17 protein-coding genes and 1 pseudogene are annotated in these 17881 nt (G+C 66.3%); 12 read left to right on the top strand and 6 right to left on the bottom strand.

The window, feature by feature from the left end; all coding sequences use genetic code 11:
• Window positions 1-2: 2 nt before the first annotated feature.
• From atpD to H5395_RS10155, 5 genes and pseudogenes are all read right to left on the bottom strand, one after another.
• The gene (gene atpD / locus H5395_RS10175; protein WP_182792465.1) at window positions 3-1472 is read right to left on the bottom strand and encodes a F0F1 ATP synthase subunit beta; all 1470 of its coding nucleotides are present in this window, start codon (window positions 1470-1472) and stop codon (window positions 3-5) included.
• 23 nt (window positions 1473-1495) lie between these two features.
• On the bottom strand, window positions 1496-2368 hold the full coding sequence (locus H5395_RS10170) for a F0F1 ATP synthase subunit gamma (RefSeq protein ID WP_182792464.1): 873 nt from the start codon (window positions 2366-2368) through the stop codon (window positions 1496-1498).
• Window positions 2369-2381: 13 nt separating this feature from the next.
• The gene (atpA, locus tag H5395_RS10165; protein WP_182792463.1) at window positions 2382-3917 is read right to left on the bottom strand and encodes a F0F1 ATP synthase subunit alpha; all 1536 of its coding nucleotides are present in this window, start codon (window positions 3915-3917) and stop codon (window positions 2382-2384) included.
• Window positions 3917-4483, bottom strand: a complete 567-nt coding sequence (locus H5395_RS10160) for a F0F1 ATP synthase subunit delta (protein WP_182792462.1) — start codon at window positions 4481-4483, stop codon at window positions 3917-3919. The genes atpA and H5395_RS10160 overlap by 1 nt, the downstream gene beginning before the upstream one ends.
• Window positions 4484-4819: 336 nt before the next feature.
• Window positions 4820-5575 (bottom strand): annotated as a pseudogene (locus tag H5395_RS10155) (methyltransferase domain-containing protein); the annotation flags it as partial.
• Window positions 5576-5674: 99 nt separating this feature from the next.
• Here H5395_RS10155 and gloB point away from each other — a divergent pair.
• The 10 genes from gloB to H5395_RS10105 all read left to right on the top strand — a co-directional run bounded on the left by gloB (window position 5675) and on the right by H5395_RS10105 (window position 15564).
• The gene (gene gloB / locus H5395_RS10150; RefSeq protein WP_182792559.1) at window positions 5675-6415 is read left to right on the top strand and encodes a hydroxyacylglutathione hydrolase; all 741 of its coding nucleotides are present in this window, start codon (window positions 5675-5677) and stop codon (window positions 6413-6415) included.
• Between the two features lie 187 nt (window positions 6416-6602).
• Complete coding sequence (clpA, locus tag H5395_RS10145; RefSeq protein ID WP_182792460.1) at window positions 6603-8918, top strand: ATP-dependent Clp protease ATP-binding subunit ClpA; 2316 nt, start codon at window positions 6603-6605, stop codon at window positions 8916-8918.
• A gap of 149 nt (window positions 8919-9067) precedes the next feature.
• Window positions 9068-9964 carry a polyphosphate kinase 2 gene (ppk2, locus tag H5395_RS10140; RefSeq protein WP_182792459.1) on the top strand — a complete coding sequence of 299 codons (897 nt, stop codon included), beginning with the start codon at window positions 9068-9070 and terminating at the stop codon, window positions 9962-9964.
• 5 nt (window positions 9965-9969) lie between these two features.
• On the top strand, window positions 9970-10287 hold the full coding sequence (locus H5395_RS10135; protein ID WP_182792458.1) for a DUF1330 domain-containing protein: 318 nt from the start codon (window positions 9970-9972) through the stop codon (window positions 10285-10287).
• A gap of 46 nt (window positions 10288-10333) precedes the next feature.
• Window positions 10334-10783, top strand: coding sequence for a TerB family tellurite resistance protein (locus tag H5395_RS10130; protein ID WP_182792457.1), 450 nt, complete (start codon window positions 10334-10336; stop codon window positions 10781-10783).
• Between the two features lie 63 nt (window positions 10784-10846).
• Window positions 10847-11674 (top strand): ABC transporter ATP-binding protein, encoded by an 828-nt coding sequence (locus H5395_RS10125; RefSeq protein ID WP_182792456.1) that lies wholly within the window; start codon window positions 10847-10849, stop codon window positions 11672-11674.
• 19 nt (window positions 11675-11693) lie between these two features.
• Window positions 11694-12473: a transporter substrate-binding domain-containing protein gene (locus H5395_RS10120; protein WP_182792455.1), complete on the top strand. Its 780-nt coding sequence runs from the start codon at window positions 11694-11696 to the stop codon at window positions 12471-12473.
• A gap of 49 nt (window positions 12474-12522) precedes the next feature.
• The gene (locus H5395_RS10115) at window positions 12523-13401 is read left to right on the top strand and encodes an ABC transporter permease subunit (protein WP_182792454.1); all 879 of its coding nucleotides are present in this window, start codon (window positions 12523-12525) and stop codon (window positions 13399-13401) included.
• The gene (locus H5395_RS10110) at window positions 13398-14225 is read left to right on the top strand and encodes an ABC transporter permease (RefSeq protein ID WP_182792453.1); all 828 of its coding nucleotides are present in this window, start codon (window positions 13398-13400) and stop codon (window positions 14223-14225) included. The genes H5395_RS10115 and H5395_RS10110 overlap by 4 nt, the downstream gene beginning before the upstream one ends.
• Before the next feature lies 1 nt (window position 14226).
• Window positions 14227-15564, top strand: coding sequence for a glutamine synthetase family protein (locus H5395_RS10105; RefSeq protein WP_370576439.1), 1338 nt, complete (start codon window positions 14227-14229; stop codon window positions 15562-15564).
• Between the two features lie 252 nt (window positions 15565-15816).
• Here H5395_RS10105 and H5395_RS10100 read toward each other — a convergent pair whose 3' ends face one another.
• A complete protein-coding gene (locus H5395_RS10100) occupies window positions 15817-16665 on the bottom strand; it encodes a neutral zinc metallopeptidase (RefSeq protein ID WP_182792451.1) in 849 nt (282 codons plus the stop codon).
• A gap of 119 nt (window positions 16666-16784) precedes the next feature.
• Here H5395_RS10100 and H5395_RS10095 point away from each other — a divergent pair, with 119 nt between their 5' ends.
• Window positions 16785-17381, top strand: coding sequence for a DedA family protein (locus H5395_RS10095; protein WP_182792450.1), 597 nt, complete (start codon window positions 16785-16787; stop codon window positions 17379-17381).
• Between the two features lie 13 nt (window positions 17382-17394).
• Window positions 17395-17874, top strand: coding sequence for a disulfide bond formation protein B (locus tag H5395_RS10090; protein ID WP_182792449.1), 480 nt, complete (start codon window positions 17395-17397; stop codon window positions 17872-17874).
• Window positions 17875-17881 lie beyond the last annotated feature (7 nt).

Below are 17881 nucleotides of genomic sequence, written 5' to 3'. Positions count from 1 at the left end.
CCTTACGCCGCGTCAGCGGCGAGGCGCTGCGCCTTGGCTTTCACGTCCTCGATGCCGCCCACCATGTAGAAGGCCGATTCCGGCAGATGGTCGTATTCGCCGGCCACGACAGCCTTGAAGCTGCGGATCGTGTCTTCCAGCGGCACCTGCACACCGTCCGAGCCGGTGAAGACCTTGGCCACGTCGAAGGGCTGCGACAGGAAGCGCTGGATCTTCCGGGCGCGGGCGACCGTCAGCTTGTCCTCCTCGCTCAGTTCGTCCATCCCGAGGATGGCGATGATGTCCTGCAGCGACTTGTATTTCTGCAGGATGCCCTGAACGTCGCGAGCGACCTGATAATGCTCCTCGCCCACGACACCCGGATCGAGGATGCGCGAGTTCGAGTCGAGCGGGTCCACGGCCGGGTAGATCCCCAGTTCCGAGATCGCGCGCGACAGAACGGTCGTGGCGTCAAGGTGGGCGAAGGTCGTCGCGGGCGCGGGGTCGGTGAGGTCGTCGGCCGGAACATAGACGGCCTGGATCGAGGTGATCGAACCCGACTTGGTCGAGGTGATGCGTTCCTGCATCGCACCCATGTCGGTCGCCAGCGTCGGCTGATAGCCCACGGCGGACGGGATGCGGCCCAGCAGCGCCGACACCTCGGACCCCGCCTGGGTGAAGCGGAAGATGTTGTCCACGAAGAACAGCACGTCCGTCCCGGTGGAATCGCGGAACTGCTCGGCCACGGTCAGGCCGGTCAGGGCCACCCGCATCCGCGCGCCCGGAGGCTCGTTCATCTGACCATAGACGAGGGCCACCTGCGACTTCTCGAGGTCGGCCTCGTTGATGACGCCCGATTCCACCATCTCGTGGTAAAGGTCGTTGCCTTCGCGGGTCCGCTCGCCCACGCCGGCGAAGACGGAATAGCCCGAGTGCACCTTGGCGATGTTGTTGATCAGTTCCATGATCAGAACGGTCTTGCCGACCCCGGCGCCGCCGAACAGGCCGATCTTGCCGCCCTTGGAATAGGGCGCCAGCAGGTCGATGACCTTGATGCCGGTGACAAGGATTTCCGAGCTGGTCGCCTGCGCCGCGAACGAGGGCGCGGGCTGGTGAATGGCGCGGGTCTCGGTCGCCTCGACCGGACCGCGCTCGTCCACAGGCTCGCCCACGACGTTCAGGATGCGGCCCAACGTCGCCGGCCCAACCGGCACCATGATCGGACCACCGGTATCGGTCACGGGCGCGCCGCGGACCAGGCCCTCGGTCGCGTCCATGGCGATGGTGCGGACGGTGTTCTCGCCCAGGTGCTGGGCGACTTCCAGAACCAGCTTCTTGCCGTTGTTCTCGGTGTCCAGCGCGTTCAGGATCGCCGGCAGGTGTTCGTCGAACTGAACGTCGACGACGGCGCCGATGACCTGGGTGATCTTGCCCTTGGCGCCTGCGCGCGACGGCTCGTCGGCCAGGATGTTGCGGGCTTCAGCCTCTGCCATCTTTCAAACCCCTTATATTCCGGTCAGAGCGCCTCGGCGCCTGCGATGATTTCAATCAGTTCGGTGGTGATCGCCGCCTGACGCGAGCGGTTGTACTGCGTCGTCAGCCTGTCGATCATGTCGCCCGCGTTGCGGGTCGCGTTGTCCATGGCGGTCATCCGCGCGCCCTGTTCCGAGGCCGCGTTTTCCAGCAGCGCCGCAAAGACCTGCGTGGTGATCGACCGCGGCAGCAACTCGGACAGGATCGCTTCCTCACCGGGTTCGTAGTCATACAGCGCGTTCGCCTCGACCTGCCCTTCCTCGATCACGGCCGGGATGATCTGGCGGGCCGTGGGAATCTGGCTGATGACGGATTCGAAGCGGCTGTAGAACAGGGTGGCCACATCGAAGTCGCCCGCCTCGAAACGTTCGAGGATGCCCTGCGCGATCTCGCGGGCGTTCTCGTAGCCCACGCGCTTCACCTCGGACATGTCCACATGATGGACGAAGCGGTTCCCCATGTCGCGGCGCAACTGCTCACGGGCCTTCTTGCCCACGGTGACGATCGCCACTTCCTTGCCTTGGCCCAGCAGCGTTTCCGCCTGCTGGCGCGCGAGCTTGACGATCGCGCTGTTGAATCCGCCGGCAAGCCCGCGTTCCGAGGTCAGCACCACCAGCAGGTGGCGCCGGTCCTCGCCCGTGCCGGCAAGAAGGCGCGGCGCGCCATCCGACCCGCTGGCGGCCGCAGTCAGGCCCGCCATCACGGCGGACATGCGGTCGGCATAGGGGCGTGCAGCCTCCGCCGCTTCCTGCGCGCGGCGCAGCTTGGCGGCGGCGACCATCTGCATCGCCTTGGTGATCTTCCGCGTGTTCTTGACGCTTCCGATCCGGGTTTTAAGCGCCTTGAGGCTGGGCATCTTTCCCCTCTCCTCAGGCGTAGGTCTTGGCGTAGGCGTCCAGGACCGTCTTAAGCCGGGTCTCCGCCTCGCCTTTGATCTTCGGGTCTTCGCGGGTCAGCCAGTCCAGAACGTCGGCGTGCTGGTTGCGCAGGAAGGCGATGAGCCCGTCTTCCCAACGCCCGACCTCGCGCACCGGGATGTTGTCCAGGTAGCCCTTGGTGCCGGCATAGATGACGGCCACGATTTCCGCGTTGGTCAGCGGCGAATACTGCGGCTGCTTCATCAGTTCGGTCAGGCGCGCACCGCGGTTCAGAAGCCGCTGGGTCGCGGCGTCAAGGTCCGAGCCGAACTGCGCGAAGGCCGCCATTTCCCGATACTGCGCCAGTTCCAGCTTGACCGGACCGGCGACCGACTTCATCGCGTTGGTCTGGGCGGCAGAACCCACGCGCGACACCGACAGGCCGGTGTTCACGGCGGGGCGGATGCCTTGGAAGAACAGGTCGGTTTCCAGGAAGATCTGGCCGTCGGTGATCGAGATCACGTTGGTCGGGATATAGGCCGACACGTCGCCCGCCTGCGTCTCGATGATCGGCAGCGCCGTCAGCGAGCCCGCGCCGAAGTCCTCGTTCAGCTTGGCCGAACGTTCCAGCAGGCGCGAATGCAGGTAGAACACGTCGCCCGGATAGGCCTCGCGCCCCGGCGGACGGCGCAGCAGCAGCGACATCTGGCGATAGGCCACGGCCTGCTTGCTGAGGTCGTCATAGATGATCAGCGCGTCCATGCCGTTGTCGCGGAAATATTCCGCCATGGCGGTCGCGGAATAGGGCGCCAGATACTGCATCGGCGCGGGTTCCGACGCGGTCGCGGCGATGACGGTGGTGTAAGCCATCGCGCCGGTTTCTTCCAGCTTCTTGACCAGCTGGGCGACGGTGGACCGCTTCTGGCCGATGGCCACATAGAAGCAGTGCAGCGTCTTCATGCCGTCGTTTTCACGGCCGTTGTAGTTCTTCTGGTTCAGGATGGTGTCCATCGCGATCGCCGACTTGCCGGTCTGGCGGTCGCCGATGATCAGTTCGCGCTGGCCGCGGCCGACCGGGATCATGGCGTCCACGGACTTGAGGCCCGTTGCCATCGGCTCGTGCACCGACTTGCGCGGCATGATGCCGGGGGCCTTCACGTCGGCCACGCGGCGCTCGGTCGTCTCGATCGGGCCCTTGCCGTCGATGGGGTTGCCCAGCGCGTCCACGACGCGGCCCAGCAGGGCGCGGCCCACCGGCACGTCCACGATGGACCGGGTGCGCTTGACGGTGTCGCCTTCCTTGATCGAACGGTCGTCGCCGAAGATCACGATGCCGACGTTGTCGGTTTCAAGGTTCAGCACCATGCCCCGGATGCCACCGGGGAATTCGACCATCTCACCGGCCTGCACCTTGTCCAGGCCGTGAACGCGGGCGATGCCGTCGCCGACCGACAGCACCTGGCCGACCTCGGCCACCTCGGCGTCCTGACCGAAATTCTTGATCTGATCCTTGAGGATCGCCGAAATCTCGGCAGCCTGGATTCCCATTATCCGACCTCTTTCATGACATTCTGGAGAGAAGCGAGCTTCGAGCGGATCGAGCTGTCGATCATCTGCGAGCCCAGCTTGACGATCATTCCGCCGATGAGACCCTCATCGACGCGGGTGTTCAGTTTCACGGTCTTGCCGGATTTCTGCGCCAAGGTCTCGGTCAGGCGGCGCTGCTGTTCGTCGGACAGCGGGGCTGCGCTGACGACATCGGCCGTGACCTCGCCGCGTTCCTTGGCGATCAGGTCGCCCAGGCGCTCGACCAGTTGTGGCAGGGTGAACAGGCGGCGGTTCTGCGCCATCAGCCGCAGGGTGTTGATCAGGATCTGCGACAGGCCCATGCGTTCCGCAATGGCGGTGATGGCCGATTCCTGTTCCTCGCGCGAATACAGCGGCGAGCCGATCAGGGTCCGCAGGTCGGCGCTGTCGTCCAGCGCCGTGCGCAGGCTCTCGACCTCGGAGGAAAGACGGTCGCCGCCGCCTTCCTCCTTGACCAGGTCGAACACGGCTTGCGCATAACGCCCGGCGATGTTTGCGGAAATCGAAGCGGTATTGGCCACGGACACCCCTTTGGTTTGCGCGAAACCCCGCGGTCGGGCCGCCTTGCGGGCGGTCGGGCGCGGGGTGCGGTCAAGGCAGGACGGACCTGTGGACGGCGCGCCCCTGAATCTGGCGCGTCTCTAGCAGCACTCGCCCGTCACACGCAACCGTTCCTGCCGTGTAAAAATGCTGCAGTCGCCCGGCGAGAGGTCCGCGCGACACGACGGGCCGCCCGGACAGGGGCTCCCGGCCGCCTCAAGCGCAGAAGCCTGCCCCGAGTTCCCGCGCGGACGCAGAACCCGCGAATCGTCAGCTTTCGCCCCCTCGCCGCCGCTCCTGCCCTGCCCGCCCGAGGGATGCGGCGCGGGCCGGGCCGAGGGACGCGGCCTGCGGATGCCGTCCAGCAGGTCGAGCGGCCCCGGCACCAGCAGCCGCTGCGCCGGGCCGATCATCGCGGGCACCTGCTTGGCGAATTCGGCGATCACCACCCCTGCGATAAGGACCGAGGCGATGCGGCTTCCTGCCCGTTCCCACATCTGCGCGCTTTTCAGCCAGAAGCGGCGGTCCGAGGGGGGGATGTACAGCGCAGCTCCCGTCACCTCGGAGACGAAGCCCGCGGCGCGGGCCTGACCCTCCAACTGGCCGCGCGTGTAGCTGCGGCCGATCCCGAAGGGAGTCCCCTCGCTTTGCGCCCATAGCCCCGCGCGGTTCGGCACCATGACGATCAGCCGCCCGCCCGGGCCAAGGATGCGCCAGCATTCGGCCAGCAGCGCATCGGCATGATCCGCCGTCTCAAGCCCGTGCAGAAGGATCAGCCGGTCGATGCTGCCGGTGTCCAGCGGCCAGGCGGTTTCCTCGCACAGGACCGAGTGGTTCGGCGCCCCCGCCGGCCAGGGCATCACCCCTTGCCGGGCCGGCATGAGCCCGATCACCCGCCGCGCCCGCGGCAGGTAGGGCCGCAGCAACGGCGCGGCAAAGCCATAGCCCGCGACGGTCATTCCAGTGGCGCGCTCGGGCGGCCACATGGCGGTCAGCCGGTCGCGCAGGATGCGCTGGACCACCCGGCCCAGCGCCCGCTGGTAATAGAAGGCGCGCAGATCGACGACGTCGTGATGCATGGGCCATATCAGGGCCCTGCCCTTGCGGCGGCGTCAAGCCGCCCGCCGGTTTGCCAATGCCGGAACCCGTGCCTATCGTGGCCCCGACACGAGGAGGACATCATGGCCGAACTGGTGACGATCCACTGCCTGAGCGACAACTATGCCTATCTTGTCCACGACCTGGGCTGCACCCTGCTGGTCGATGCGCCCGAGGCGGGGCCGATCCTTTCGGAACTCGACCGCCGAGGCTGGGGCCTCGACGCGGTCCTGCTGACCCACCATCATGACGATCACATTCAGGCGGTGCCCGAAATCGTGGCCGCGACCGGCGCGCAGGTCTGGGGCAACGCCGAGGATACGGGCCGCCTGCCGCCGCTGGACCGGGCGCTTGAGACCGGCGACTGGATCGAGGCCTGCGGCCAGCCGGTCCATGTGATCGACGTGCCGGGCCATACGGTCGGCCATGTCGCCTTTCATCTGCCCAACGCGGGAATGGTCTTCACCGCCGACAGCCTCATGGCGATGGGCTGCGGCCGACTGTTCGAAGGGACAGCCGCGCAGATGTGGGCCTCGCTGTCGAAGCTGGCGGAGCTGCCGGACGAGACGCTGGTCTGCTCGGGCCACGACTATGCCCGCGGCAACGGCGCCTTCGCCCTGTCGGTGGACCCCGACAACAGGGCGCTGAAGGACCGGCTGGATGCCACGCTGGCGGGGAAGCGCCCGGCCTCTCCCGCCACGCTGGCCGAAGAAAAGGCCACCAACCCCTTCCTGCGCGCCGCCGAACTGGCCCGTGCGGGAGAGTCGCCCATGGAAAGCTTTGCCCGCCTGCGCGCGGCAAAGGACTCGTTCCGAGGCTAGGCGGAACTTGAAACACGGGGACCGCGTGATCACATCTGCCTCAGCCGCCGCATCTTCGGCCGGGCGTATCCAAAGTACCCCTTGCATCGCGCCGAAATGCACCGATTCTTAATCGTATCGTGACAGTCTGGTCAGGTGGGACCGTGTATCGGCCCCAGACCGCCAGTCGACTGACAGGAGCAGTGCCGTGCCGTCCTTCTCGACCACCCTGGAACAGGCGATCCATTCCGCCTTGTCGCTGGCCAACCGCCACCGCCATGAACTTGCCACGCTTGAACATCTGCTGCTGGCCCTAACCGAAGAACCCGATGCGGTGCGCGTCATGCGCGCCTGCAACGTCGATCTGGACGAATTGCGCCGGCTGCTGACCGATTTCATCGACGACGATCTTTCGACGCTGATCACCGACGTGGACGGGTCCGAGGCGGTGCCGACCGCCGCCTTCCAGCGCGTCATCCAGCGCGCGGCCATCCACGTCCAAAGCTCGGGCCGCAGCGAGGTCACGGGCGCCAACGTGCTGGTCGCGATCTTCGCCGAGCGGGAATCCAATGCCGCGTTCTTCCTGCAGGAACTCGACATGACCCGCTATGACGCAGTGAACTTCATCGCGCATGGGGTGGCGAAGAACCCGTCCTTCTCGGAATCGCGCTCGGTCAAGGGCGCCGAGGCCGAGCAGGCACAGACCGAGGAACGGCAGGGCAAGGAGGATTCCGCCTTGGCCAAGTATTGCGTCGATCTGAACGTCAAAGCCTCGAAGGGCGACGTGGACCCTCTGATCGGCCGCGCCGACGAGGTCGAGCGCTGCATCCAGGTCCTGTGCCGCCGCCGCAAGAACAACCCGCTGCTGGTGGGCGATCCGGGTGTGGGCAAGACCGCCATCGCCGAAGGGCTGGCGCTGAAGATCACGCGGGGCGAGACGCCGGACGTGCTGGCGGGCGCCACGATCTTCTCGCTCGACATGGGCTCGCTGCTGGCGGGCACCCGCTATCGCGGCGACTTCGAGGAACGCCTGAAGGCCGTCGTGAAGGAGCTTGAGGAGCATCCCGACGCGATCCTGTTCATCGACGAGATCCATACGGTGATCGGCGCGGGCGCGACCTCGGGCGGCGCGATGGACGCCTCGAACCTGCTCAAGCCCGCGCTGTCGGGCGGCAAGCTGCGCTGCATGGGGTCCACGACCTACAAGGAGTTCCGCCAGCACTTCGAGAAGGACCGCGCGCTGTCCCGCCGCTTCCAGAAGATCGACGTGAACGAGCCCTCGGTGCCCGACACGATCAAGATCCTGATGGGCCTCAAGCCCAGCTTCGAGAAGCACCACGAGCTGCGCTATACGTCCGAGGCGATCAAGACCGCGGTGGAACTCGCCTCGCGCTACATCAACGACCGCAAGCTGCCCGACTCGGCCATCGACGTGATCGACGAGGCAGGGGCGGCCCAGCATGTCGTGGCCGAAAGCCGCCGGAAGAAGGTGATCTCGCCCAAGGAGATCGAGGCCGTCGTCGCCAAGATCGCCCGCATCCCCCCGAAAAGCGTCAGCAAGGACGACGCCGAGGTGCTGCGCGACCTTGAAAAGACGCTCAAGCGGCTGGTCTTCGGGCAGGACAACGCCATCGAGGCGCTGGCGTCGTCGATCAAGCTGGCCCGTGCGGGCCTGCGCGAGCCGGAAAAGCCCATCGGCAACTACCTGTTCGCGGGTCCGACCGGCGTCGGCAAAACCGAGGTCGCCAAGCAGTTGGCGAACACGCTTGGGGTGGAACTGCTGCGCTTCGACATGTCGGAATACATGGAGAAGCACGCGGTTTCCCGCCTGATCGGCGCGCCCCCCGGCTATGTAGGCTTTGACCAGGGCGGGCTGCTGACCGACGGCGTGGACCAGCATCCGCATTGCGTGCTGTTGCTCGACGAGATCGAGAAGGCGCACCCGGATGTCTACAACATCCTGCTGCAGGTCATGGACCACGGCAAGCTGACCGACCACAACGGCCGGCAGGTCGATTACCGCAACGTGATCCTGATCATGACCACCAACGCGGGCGCGGCCGACCAGGCCCGTGCGGCCATCGGCTTCGGCCGCGACCGGCGCGAGGGCGAGGACAAGGAAGCGATCGAGCGCACCTTCACGCCCGAGTTCCGCAACCGGCTTGACGCGGTGATCTCCTTCGCGCCACTGCCGCGCGAGGTGATCGTGCAGGTAGTCGAGAAGTTCATCCTGCAACTGGAAGCGCAGCTCATGGACCGCAACGTCCATATCGAGCTGACCTCCGAAGCCGCGAACTGGCTGGCCGAGAAAGGCTACGACGACCGCATGGGCGCGCGTCCGCTGGCCCGTGTGATCCAGGAGACGATCAAGAAGCCTCTGGCCGAGGAGCTACTGTTCGGACGGCTGATGAAAGGCGGGATCGTCAAGGTCCGCATCGAGGACGACAAGCCCGTCTTCGACATAGAGGGGCCGTCCACGCCCCGGCTCGGCAAGGATCGTACGCCCCTGCTTACGGCCGAATGATGCAGATAACGGCAAAGGCGTCCCCCTGGGGCGCCTTTTCCTTTGAGACGTAATGGAGAGTTGCCAGCGCCGTCCTGTCACCTCGCTGTCATGATTTCTTCATTGATCCATGCTTCAAGGGCCGGAGTTGCTTGACAGGAAAGCGCATCATGGCCTCTGACCTCGACCTGCTCACCATCGACGAAGGACTGGACGAGGATTTCGAGCTTGATCTTGAGGATGCGATGCTGCCCTTGCAGATCGCCGCCGCCTATCGCGAGATGCACCCCAGCCCGCTGCCGCGCAGCGTCTATTTCCACGACCTGCTGCGCCTGCAGTCGGAACTGATCAAGCTGCAGGACTGGGTCAGCCACCACAAGGAAAAGGTCGTCGTCCTGTTCGAGGGGCGAGATTCCGCCGGCAAGGGCGGCGTCATCAAGCGCATCACCCAGCGCCTGAACCCCCGCGTGGTCCGCACCGTGGCCCTGCCCGCGCCCTCGGACCGCGAAAAGACCCAGTGGTATTTCCAGCGCTACGTTCCCCACCTGCCCGCCGGCGGCGAGATCGTGCTGTTCGACCGCAGCTGGTACAACCGAGCTGGCGTCGAGCGCGTGATGGGCTTCGCTACCGAACCCGAGGTCGAGCAATTCTTTGACGACGTCCCCGAGTTCGAGCGGATGCTGGTCCGCTCGGGCATCCGGCTGGTGAAATACTGGTTCTCGATCACTGACGTTGAACAGCAGATGCGCTTCCTCATGCGCATCCACGACCCGCTGAAGCAGTGGAAGCTGTCGCCCATGGACCTGCAGTCCCGCATCCGGTGGGAGGCCTATACCAAGGCCAAGGAGGACATGTTCGAGCGCACCTCGATCCCCGAGGCGCCCTGGTACATCGTCCCCGGCAACGACAAGAAGCGGGCGCGGCTGAACTGCATCAGCCACCTGCTGAGTCTCATCCCCTATACCGAGGTCGAGCAGGAGACGATCACCCTGCCCGACCGCGTCTTCAACCCGGACTATGAGCGCGAGGTCCTGCCGCGCGATCTTTACGTCCCCGAACGGTACTGAAAACCATGGCCAAGGCTTACTGGATCGCCCATGTGACCATCGACGACCTTGACGCCTATCAGGCCTATCGACAGGCGAACGCGGCGGCCTTCGCAAAATACGGCGGGCGCTTCCTCGTTCGCGGCGGCCCGCAGACGGTGATGGAGGGCGCCGTCCGCCCACGCGCGGTGGTGATCGAGTTTCCCTCGATGAAGGCCGCGCAGGATTGCTACCGCAGCCCGGAATACCAAGCGGCCTTGGCATTGCGGCAACCTGTCAGCACCGCAGACCTGATCATCGTCGAGGGGCATGACGAGCCGAAGATCTCTGACAAAAGCGACTGATCTTATTTAACTTGCGCCGGATGGAACCGGACCTGATAATCCCCCCATGTTCCGTAGCCTTCTGCCTCGCCTGTTGGGAGAAACCCCGCCCGACGCCACTCTTTCGCATGATGATGCGGAGGTCGCGATCGCAGCGCTTCTGGTGCGCATCGCCCGCGCCGACAATCATTACGGCAAGGATGAGCGCAGGCATATCGATGCCCTGCTGGCACGCCGCCGCGGGTTGTCCGAGGCCGATGCCGCCGACCGCCGCGCCGCGGCCGAGATGGTCGAGGCCGAGGCGCCCGACACCGTCCGCTTCACCCGCGCCATCAAGGACCGCATCCCGCTGGACGAGCGGGCCGAGGTCATCGGCGACATGTGGGAAATCGCGCTCTCCGACGGGAAGCGTTCGGCCGACGAGGACGCGGCGATCAGGCTTGCCGCAAGCCTTCTGGGCGTGACGGATGTCGAAAGCGCAAGGATGCGGCAGAAAGTGACGCAGTCTGCCCGCTGAGGCCAGCCCGCCCTTGACGACATCGTTGCAATCCGTTGCCGATTTGCGCCAGATGCACGGATCATGACTGCCGATCTCTCCGCCCCACAGCCCGGCCCGCCGGGACATGCTGCCCTGGCGGCGGCTGCCCCGGTCATCCAGATCCGCGGGCTGCACAAGTCCTATGGCTCGCTGCAGGTGCTGAAGGGCGTGGACATGACCGCGCCGCGCGGCCATGTGGTGACGCTGATCGGCTCCTCCGGGTCCGGGAAATCCACGCTGCTGCGCTGCTGCAACCTGCTGGAAATCAGCCAGGCGGGCGAGGTGGTGATCGAGGGCGAGCCGGTCCGCTGGACCGGCGCCGGCCCCGACCGCCAGCCCGCCGACCGGGCGCAGGTGCGGCGGCTGCGGACGAACCTGTCGATGGTGTTCCAGCAGTTCAACCTGTGGTCCCACATGACCATCCTGCAGAACGTGATGGAGGCGCCGCTGACCGCGCTGGGCCAGCCTGCAGCACAAGTCGAGGCGCGGGCGCGCAAGCTGCTGGACAAGGTCGGCATCGGCGACAAGGCCGACGCCTGGCCCGCCCAGTTGTCAGGGGGCCAGCAGCAGCGCGCCGCCATCGCCCGCGCCTTGTGCATGGAACCCCGCGCCCTGCTGTTCGACGAGCCGACCAGCGCGCTCGACCCCGAATTGCAGCAGGAGGTCGTCAGGGTGATCAAGGATCTTGCGGGTGAGCATCGGACGATGATCCTCGTGACCCATGACATGCGGCTGGCCGCCGATGTCAGCGACCATGTCGTGTTCCTGCACCAGGGGCGGATCGAGGAGGAAGGCCCGCCCGACCAGATTTTCCGCGCAGCCCGGACGGACCGGCTGCGCCAATTCCTCAGCGCCACCGCAAGCGCCTGAGCACCAACGGGAGACTGCCATGAAGAACCTGCTGATCGCCGCCGCCGTGCTGGCCCTGAGCGCGGGCGCGACCCTCGCCGAGCCGCTGCGGATGGGCACCGAAGGCGCCTATCCTCCCTACAACTTCGTCAATGAAAACGGCCAGGTGGACGGCTTCGAGATCGAGCTGGGCAATGAATTGTGCAAGCGTATCGGCGCCGAATGCACCTGGGTCCGCAATGACTGGGACTCGATCATTCCGAACCTCGTCAGCGGCAACTACGACACGATCATGGCGGGAATGAACATCACCGACGAACGCCGCCAGTCCATCGCCTTTTCCGACGCCTACACCCCACCGCCGCCCTCGGCCTATCTGGCTCTGACGCCCGACGTTGACGTGACCGGCATCGTGGCCGCGCAGACCAACACCATCCAGGCGGGCTATGTGGCCGAATCCGGTGCCACGCTGGTCGAGTTCGCCACCGGCGAGGAAGCCATTGCCGCCGTCCGCAACGGCGAGGCCGACGCCGTCTTCGCCGACCGCGACTTCCTTGTGCCTTTCGAGCGCGACTCGGACGATCTCGTGTGGATCGAGGGCAAGGACCGCGTCGTCGTGGGCGAGGGCCTGGGCATCGGGATGCGCCAGTCGGACACCGAGCTGAAGGCCCGCTTCGACAAGGCCATCGCGGACATGAAGGCCGACGGCTCGCTGGACGCGCTGATCGTCAAGTGGCTGGGCGCCGAGGCCAAGACCTTCGCCGGCATCGCAGCTGAGGGTGCCGCCACGGACGCGGCGCCCGCCGCTGCGTCGAACTGACCCGCTGATGGGACCGCCGTCCTGATCCGGACGGCGGCCTGCACCCGCCATGTTCGCCATCTGCGCCGACCCGAAGGCCCTCGAAGGGCTCGCCTGGATGCTGTGCTACCTCACCTCGGGGACGCACATGCTGTTCTATGCGTCCTTCGGAACGGTGCTGGGGCTGCTGGCCGTGACCACGCCGCTGGCGCTGCTGCTGGGGTTCCTCGGCGCGCTGGCCGCACGATCCCACGCAGCGCCTCTGCGCTGGATCGGGCAGACCTATGCGGCCATCGTGCGCGGCGTGCCGGACGTGGTGTTCTTCCTCTTCGTCCCCATCGCGCTGGATCAGGGGATCGAGTGGCTGCGCTCGCGTTTTCTCTGCGATCCCTCGGTGCCGGTGCGGCAGGGCAACGAGTTCGTCGTCTGCCCCGCCGCCAAGATGCCGCTGTCCACCAGCGCCGAATGGGTGCATGACCTTTACGGCATCGCGCTGGCCATCGCGGCCTTCGCCTTCGTCTTCGGCGCCTTCGCGGCGAACGTGCTTTACGGCGCCATGAAGGCCGTGCCGCAGACCCAGCTTGAAACGGCAGAGGCTTACGGCATGTCCCCGCGCCAGATCAACCGGCGCATCCTGATCCCGCAGATGTGGACCTATGCTCTGCCGGGCCTGTCGAACCTGTGGATGATCCTCATCAAGGCCACGCCGCTGCTGTTCCTGCTGGGGGTCGAGGACATCGTCTACTGGGCGCGGGAACTCGGCGGGACCAAGACCACGACCTTCGCCTATCCGCATGGCGACTGGAGGGTGTGGTATTTCCTGGCGCTGCTGGTCTTCTACCTTGGCATGACCTGGATTTCCCAGCGCCTGATCGACCGGCTGGCGTCGCGCCTGTCGCGGGGGCAGGCCACCATGGCGGGTGAGGCGATGCGGAAGGCCCCCGCATGAACCAGTGCCTGCAGACCATCTCCGACTACGGGCTGCGGTCCATCGGGATCGGGGAACGGCTGCTCCCGCGCAGCGACTTCACGCTCTGCCAGCAGTTCACGCTGATCGGCTCGGGGCTGATCTGGAACCTTTACTTCGCCATCCTGTCGCTCGGCTTCGGCTTCGTGCTGGCGAATGCGCTGGCGCTGGCCAAAGCCAGCCCGAACCCTTGGCTACGGAAGCCTGCCGAGGGCTTCATCTTCGTCTTCCGCGGCAGTCCGCTGTTCATCCAGTTCTTCCTGGCCTATTCGGCGCTGGTGCTGCTGCCGCGCGACGGGCTGTCCTTCCTGGGCCTGACGCTGCCGACAGGCTGGCTGACCCGCGCCTGGGCGGGGGCGCTGATCGTCCTGACGCTGAACACCGCCGCCTATTCGGCCCAGATCTTCCACGGCGCCCTGCGCAACGTCCCCAAGGGCGACCTCGAGGCTGCAGACGCCTATGGTCTGACTGGCTGGAAGCGGTTCCGCCGCATCGTCTGGCCCACGATGATGCGGCTGGCGTGGCCCTCCTACACCAACGAGGCGATCTTCCTCTTCCATGCCACGACGCTGGTCTTCTTCTCGGCCTTCCCGGCGATCCAGCAGAAAGGCGACAGCCTGTATTACGCCAGCTATTTCGCCGACAAGACCTTCAACCCCTTTGTGGCCTATCCCATCGTGGCGGGCTATTTCATCCTCCTGACCCTGTGCCTGATCGGGCTGTTCGGGGTCGTCAACCGGCGGCTGAATCGCCATCTGCCGGGCGCGGCCAAGCGGCTGCGCTATCGGCCGAAACTTATCAGGTGATATCATGGACTGGCTGAGGGATCATCCGGAGGTCAAGACGATCCGCGTGGCGGCATCCGATCTGAACGGCGTTGCCCGCGGCAAGCGGGTGCCCGCGCGCTTTGCCGACAAGCTGCTGACCGAAGGCACCAAGTTCCCCTATTCCGTCCTGAACATGGACATCTGGGGCGAGGACGTCGAGGACAGCCCCCTGGTCTTCCAGGCGGGCGACCCGGACGGGCTGCTGATGCCGACGGAACGCGGCTTCATGCCGATGCCCTGGCTGGACGCGCCCACGGGGCTGCTGCCCTTGTGGATGTTCCACCCGGACGGGCGGCCCTATGACGGCTGCCCGCGGCAGGCGCTCGCCCGCGTCGCGGACCGCTACAAGGCCGCGGGGCTGACGCCTGTGGTCGCGACCGAGCTTGAGTTCTTCCTGATCGACGACAGCAAGTTCGGCGAGTTGCAGGTGCCCCCCTCGCCACGGTCCGGCAAGCGGCGGACGGGTGCGGAAACGCTGTCGCTGCGGGCGCTGGACGCCTTCGACCGCTTCTTCACCCAGCTTTACGACAGTTGCGAGGCGATGGACATTCCCGCCGACACCGCGATTTCCGAGGCGGCGCCGGGACAGTTCGAGATCAACCTGATGCACCAGCCCGATCCCTTGAAGGCGGCGGACGACGCCTGGCTGTTCAAGATGCTGGTCAAGGGCATCGCCCGCCGCTTCGGCTTTGCGGGTTCCTTCATGGCCAAGCCTTACGAGCTTTTCAATGGCAACGGGATGCACATGCATTTCTCGGTCCTCGATGCCGAGGGGAACAACATCTTCGACGACGGAACGGAGGCCGGTTCGGCCATGCTGCGCCATGCCGTCGCGGGCTGCCTGAGGGCGATGCCGGGGTCCACGCTGCTGTTCGCGCCGCATGAGAACAGCTACGACCGGCTGGTGCCGAACGCCCATGCGCCCACCGGCATCGGCTGGGCTTATGAGAACCGGACCTCGGCCATCCGCATCCCTTCCTCTCACCCCAAGGCGCGGCGGATCGAGCATCGGACACCGGGCGGCGACGTGAACCCCTATCTGACCGTGGCGGCCATCCTCGGGGCCGCGCTGAACGGGATCGAGGACCGGCTGGACTGTCCGCCCCCCATCACCGGCAACGCCTATGACCATGACCTTGAGCAGTTGCCGGGGTCATGGGCCGCGGCCATCGACCGCTTCGGCAGGTGCCCGGACATCAAGCGCATCTTCTCGCAGCACCTGATCGACAACCTGCTGATGACCAAGCGGCAGGAACTGCATTACATGGCCGAACTGTCGGACGCAGAGACGATCGAACTGTATCTGGATACGGTCTGAGCCCTGCAGGGCAGAGCAGTCTCGATGGCAAGGGCGCAGGCCATTCGCCTCAACTTGTCCGCTGGAACCTGCGGACAAGGGTGAACCACCGGCGCAGGTGCCCCCAACAGTATCGTGACCTGACACCATGGCCATCTGCGATGGAGGACTTGCAGCGCCATGGGTACCAAGCCGGTATGTTTCAGAAGGCGGAGGTTATACCCGGTTTATCCTTGCGGATCATGCCTGTGGTTCCGGCCACGAGGCACCTCGTCAAAGCCCGGCCTCGGCGAAGGTGTTGCAGTCGGCCATCTCGCCCGACTCCATGCCCCGGATCAGCCACCCGCTGCGCTCGGCCGCCGAGCCATGGGTGAAGCTGTCGGGCATGGGCGCGCGGCCCGCCTTTTCCATCAGGATGTCATCGCCCACGGCGCGGGCGGCGTTCACCGCCTCGTCGATGTCGCCGCGCTGGATGCTGCCGAAACGCTCGCCCGCGTGACGCGCCCAGATGCCCGCAAAGCAGTCGGCCTGCAGTTCCGTCAGCACCGACAACTGGTTCGCATCCGCCTGCCCCACCCGCGCGCGCAGGCTGTTCACGCGCGGCAACACGCCGATCAGGTTCTGGACGTGGTGGCCGATCTCATGCGCGATTACATAGGCATAGGCGAAATCGCCCCCTGCGCCCATCTGCCGCTGCATGACCCGGAAGAAGTCGGTGTCCAGATAGACGCGCTGGTCGCCGGGGCAGTAGAACGGCCCCATCGCCGAGGACGCGCCGCCGCAGGCCGACTGCACCGTGCCGGAGAACATCACCAGCGTCGGGTCGCGGTAATCCAGCCCGGTCTGGCCGGGCAGGACGTCGCCCCAGATCTCCTCGGTATCGGCCAGCACGACCGAGACGAACTGCCCGATCTCGCCTTCCTCGGCGGTCAGTTGCCGCTCGGCGCCTGGGCGGCTTTCGCCCTGCATTCCCCCGACAAGGGGCGAGATGTCCACCCCGAAGAACAGGCCGACCGCCAGCACCACGAGCGTGCCGATCAGCCCCAGGCCGCCTGCGCTGGCGGTGCCCATGCCGCGCCGGTCCTCGATGTTGCCGCTGCCGCGGCGGCCTCTCCATTCCATGGCGCGCATCCTCAAGGCTTGTTGATCCAAGGGTTACGCAGGCTTGACGCACCGCGCAAGACTTGGAAAGGAAACGTCGTTACGGACGTCTGAACCGTGGCGAAGCGCGCGAGGGTCGGATGTTCGAGTGGGTTCTGTCGGTGATCGAGGGCTGGGGCTATCCCGGGGTCTTCTTCCTGATGCTGGCGGAGAACCTGTTCCCGCCGATCCCTTCCGAGGTCATCATGCCGCTGGCGGGCTATCTGGCGGCCGCGGGCAAGCTGTCCTTCCTGCCGACGGTGCTGGTCGGCACCTTGGGCTCGGTGATGGGCACGAGCTTCTGGTATTTCATCGGCCTGTGGATCGGCGCGCCGCGCCTGAAACGCTGGTCGGCGCGTTACGGCCGGCTGCTGACGCTGGCCCCTTCGGACATCGACCGGGCGCAGGCGTGGTTCGACCGCCACGGCGGCGCGGCGGTCCTGATCGGGCGGATGATCCCGGCGGTCCGCACGCTGATTTCCGTCCCGGCGGGCGTGGCGCGGATGCCCTTCGGCCGCTTCCTCGCCTTCACGGTCGCCGGCAGCCTTCTGTGGACGCTGGTGCTGACCGCCGCAGGGATGGCGCTGGAGGCCAACTATCACCGTGTCGCCGATTTTATCGACCCCTTGTCCAAGGTCGTCGTGGTGACGGTCGTGCTGGTCTATCTCTACCGCGTTGTCACCTGGCGACCACATTGACGGGGGCGGGCGGATGATGCGCCTTTCCCCCCGCGCCCTCGCCCTGCTGGCCGGCGGCGGCTCGGCTGCCATGCTGGCCGCCGCCCTGTTCTTCCAGAGCATCGGCTATGCCCCCTGCGAGTTGTGCATCCTGCAACGCTGGCCGCATCTTGCGGCGGCCGTAATCGCCGTGGCCATCGCCGCGACGGGGTTCCGACGGGCCTGGGCCGCCCTCGGGCTGGTCGCGGCGGTTCTGGCGACAGCTTTCGCCATCCACCACGTCGGCGTGGAACAGGCATGGTGGGCGGGTCCGTCCGCCTGTTCAGGGGGCTTGGGCGATCTGTCGGCGGTCACTCCGCAGGAGCTGCTGGCCCGCATCCAGGGCGCGCCCGTGGTCCGCTGCGACGAGCCGAACTGGCATTTCCTCGGCCTGACCATGGCGGCCTGGAACGCCATCCTGTCTGCCGTTCTGGTGGTGGTCTGGGCGATGGCGCTTCGCCGCTCAAACCGCTGAAATCTCG

Origin of the sequence: Paracoccus sp. MC1854 (assembly GCF_014164635.1) — a bacterium.
Lineage (GTDB): Bacteria > Pseudomonadota > Alphaproteobacteria > Rhodobacterales > Rhodobacteraceae > Paracoccus.
Note: the sequence above shows the minus strand (reverse complement) of the source record. Positions and strands in the feature narration are given on the sequence as shown.